The sequence below is a fragment of the Methanobrevibacter sp. genome (genome assembly GCF_017468685.1).
In the GTDB taxonomy this organism is placed as follows: domain Archaea; phylum Methanobacteriota; class Methanobacteria; order Methanobacteriales; family Methanobacteriaceae; genus Methanocatella.
On record NZ_JAFUHT010000028.1, the window covers coordinates 1 to 3,443 of the forward strand.

General features: G+C 32.7%; 3 protein-coding genes. All 3 read left to right on the forward strand.

Annotation, left to right across the window (positions count from 1 at the left end):
• Positions 1 to 361: 361 nt before the first annotated feature.
• From proS to thiD, 3 genes are read left to right on the forward strand one after another with little or no spacing between them, the layout of a single operon-like run.
• Positions 362 to 1,762 carry a proline--tRNA ligase gene (gene proS, locus IJ258_RS03735; protein WP_292803118.1) on the forward strand — a complete coding sequence of 467 codons (1,401 nt, stop codon included), beginning with the start codon at positions 362 to 364 and terminating at the stop codon, positions 1,760 to 1,762.
• 7 nt (positions 1,763 to 1,769) lie between these two features.
• Entirely contained in the window at positions 1,770 to 2,441 is a 672-nt protein-coding gene (cofC, locus tag IJ258_RS03740; RefSeq protein ID WP_292803120.1) for a 2-phospho-L-lactate guanylyltransferase, read from the forward strand.
• Positions 2,442 to 2,445: 4 nt separating this feature from the next.
• Positions 2,446 to 3,180, forward strand: a complete 735-nt coding sequence (gene thiD / locus IJ258_RS03745) for a bifunctional hydroxymethylpyrimidine kinase/phosphomethylpyrimidine kinase (protein ID WP_366514565.1) — start codon at positions 2,446 to 2,448, stop codon at positions 3,178 to 3,180.
• Positions 3,181 to 3,443 lie beyond the last annotated feature (263 nt).

A 3,443-nucleotide genomic window follows, 5' to 3' on the forward strand; every position in this document is an offset into this window, starting at 1 on the left:
TTTAATTGATTTAAAATATTTGCATCATGCCAATTTTAGTATTAAGAAATTATATCTCTTAAAAATATGTATAAGATATTATTAAATTAGTAATAAAGAATTAGAGTACAATTTATCATGACAATTTTGGACAGAGCCAAAATAACAAATAAAGATGATTGAAATGACTGAAAAATAGAACAAATCATCTCTAAAATAAAATACACAATTATTTTTTCATATATTACTAAATTATTGTTTAAAGTAATACAATATTACATATTTTTAACCACATGCATGACATAATCAAATATTTTTAATTAACTTTAATACTAATTAAAAACATAATATTTAATATTATAAAATTATTTTAGGTGATAAGGTGGAAAATTTTGATGAATGGTTTCATGACATTTTAGAACAAGCAGATATAACTGATTCAAGATATCCTATTAAGGGAATGGCTGTTTGGAGACCATACGGTTTTCAGATAAGAAAACATTCAATGAATATCATTAAAAAGTTATTGGACAAGGATCATGATGAAGTACTTTTCCCAATGCTTGTTCCTGAAAGTGAACTTGCAAAGGAAGGAATACATGTAAAAGGATTTGAAGATGAAGTTTATTGGGTTACAAAAGGCGGTCAAAGAGAACTAAACGAACAGCTTGCTTTAAGACCTACAAGTGAAACAGCAATTTATCCAATGTATTCATTATGGATTAGAACCCACATTGACCTTCCAATCAAAATGTATCAAATCGTTAACACTTTCAGATATGAAACAAAACACACCCGACCATTAATACGTGTAAGAGAAATCACTACATTTAAGGAAGCTCATACAGCCCATGCCACAAAAGAAGAATCCGACGAACAAATTCAGGACTTTATTGAAATGTATAAGGAATTCTTTGACGATTTGGGAATCCCATACTTGATTTCCAAAAGACCTGAATGGGACAAATTCCCTGGTTCTGACTATACAATGGCTTTTGATGTGATAATGCCTAACGGCAAGACCCTCCAGATTGGTACAATCCATAATTTAGGCCAGACTTTTGCAAAAACATTCGACATTACCTTTGAAGATAAGGATGGAGAACATAAACTAGTCTATCAAACCTGTGCAGGAGTATCCGATAGAGTAATTGCTTCTTTAATTGGAATTCATGGAGACGATAAGGGATTACGCTTACCACCGAAAGTATCACCTAATCAAGTTACAATAATTCCGATTTTATTCAAAAAAGGTAAAGAAGAAGTCTTGGCAAAATGCGCTGAAATCAAAGAAACTTTAGAAACTAACGGATTAAGAGTCAACATTGATGACAGAGACATCAGACCAGGTAAGAAATTCAATGACTGGGAGCTGAAAGGAACTCCACTTAAACTTGAACTCGGACCAAGAGATTTGGAAAACAACATTACAATCGCAATGGCTAGAGATACCGAAGAAAAAATTGAAATTGCTCTAGATGAAAATTTGGCTGATAATATTATCGAATTATTAGACAAATCCGCAGAAAACTTATCCTCACAGGCATGGAACTTCCAAGATGAACATGTCAAATTCGCCAATACTCTTGATGAAATTCCTGAAATTGTAGAGTCTGGAAACGTTGCCAAGTTCTACTGGTGCGGTGAAGAGGAAGTTGGCCATGAAATCGAAGAAAAAACAGGTTATGATGTTTTAGGTATTCAGGAAGAAGTGTCTGAAGGCAAATGCATTGCAAGCGGAAAAGACGCTAAATACGTTGCTTTAATAGCTAAAACCTACTAGTGATATTATGGACGACATTTACGCAATAATACCTGTTAGCAAATTCAAAAATGCAAAAACCCGTTTATCACCTTTTTTATCTGAAGAGGAAAGAGAAAAACTCCTAAAGGTTATGCTTCATGATGTGACCGATACCTTAAAAAAACATGTAGACAAAATATTCATAATCAGCCGTGACGAGGATGTTTTAAAATATGCTGAAAGCTTAAATTTGGATACTATTTTGGAGGATGATAATTCAAATTTAAACAAGGCTTTAAAGCAGGCAATGAAATACTGCAAAGGCAAAGCCAGAAAAGTTATTATAGTTCCTTCCGACATTCCGCTGATTGGTAAGACCAATGTTCAAATGCTTATTGATGCATCCAAAAGCCTAGACTTTATCATTGTTCCATCAAAAGGGGGTGGAACAAACATGATTATCATGAAGCCTATGGCAATCCACACACGTTTTGAAGGTTTCAGCTACAGGGAGCATGTCAATGCAGCCGAAAGAAAGAAACTGAATCCTCAAGTCCATGACTCATTCTTTATGGCATTGGATGTGAATACTGCTGAAGATTTAGGCGAAATCATGATACATGGTGAAAATACACACACCAGAAAATACCTAAAAGAACTTAAAGTTAAATTTGAACCTTTCCGTGGAAGCGAAAGGATTAAGGTTACAAGAGGATGATTTGATGATTGTAATGAGCATTGCAGGCGTTGACCCATCAGCAGGTGCAGGTGTTTTTGCCGATTTGAAAACATTCCAGGCAATCGGAGTTTATGGAACAGGCATTGTAACTGCTCTTACAGCACAAAATCCTAATAAATTTTTCTCAACACAACCTGTTTCACCGGATTACATCTCAGAACAGATTGATTCTGTAATGGATTCATATGACATTGAATTCATAAAAACCGGAATGCTTTACTCACCGGAAATAATCAAGTTAGTTACCCGAAAGATTAAGGAATATGATCTTAAAGCAGTGGTTGATCCAGTTATGGTTGCAACATCCGGAGGAGACCTGACTAAAGAAGATTTGGCCAATGCAATGAACAAACACCTCTTGCCAAAATCAATTCTAACCACACCAAACGTTAGTGAAGCTGAAAAGCTGAGCGGAATAAAAATTAAAGATAAAGAAGATGCAATTAAAGCAACAGAACTTATAAATTGCAATTGTTTTGTAACAGGCGGCCATATGAATGGAGTCAATGTTATAAACATTGACAGTGAAATTACAATTAAAAAACAGGAGCTTCTCAAAACAGATAATTTGCACGGTTCAGGTTGCAATTTATCATCTGCCATAACCGCTTATTTTGCTAAAAACAATTCATTAATTGATTCATGTTTAAAGGCAATGGATTATGTTTATGGTGGAATAAAAAACGGCAATTATGGAACACTGATTGCCAAATTATAATTGGGCATCCGCCAAAACTAATTTTTTTATTTTTAATTTTTTATAACTGTGTTATATATTTCTTGTTTTTTTAATTTTTTTAGTTAAATCTAATGAATTTTAATATAGTTTATCATGTGAGATTAATTTTTAATATAGGTTACAAAAATTTTTTGAATTATAATTTAACTGTTTTTTATAATAGTAAAGTTTATATACTATCATTTACATAATTTATATTAAGTATTAGTTATTGTGTGTTGGTTATTTATGGTTAATAAAAA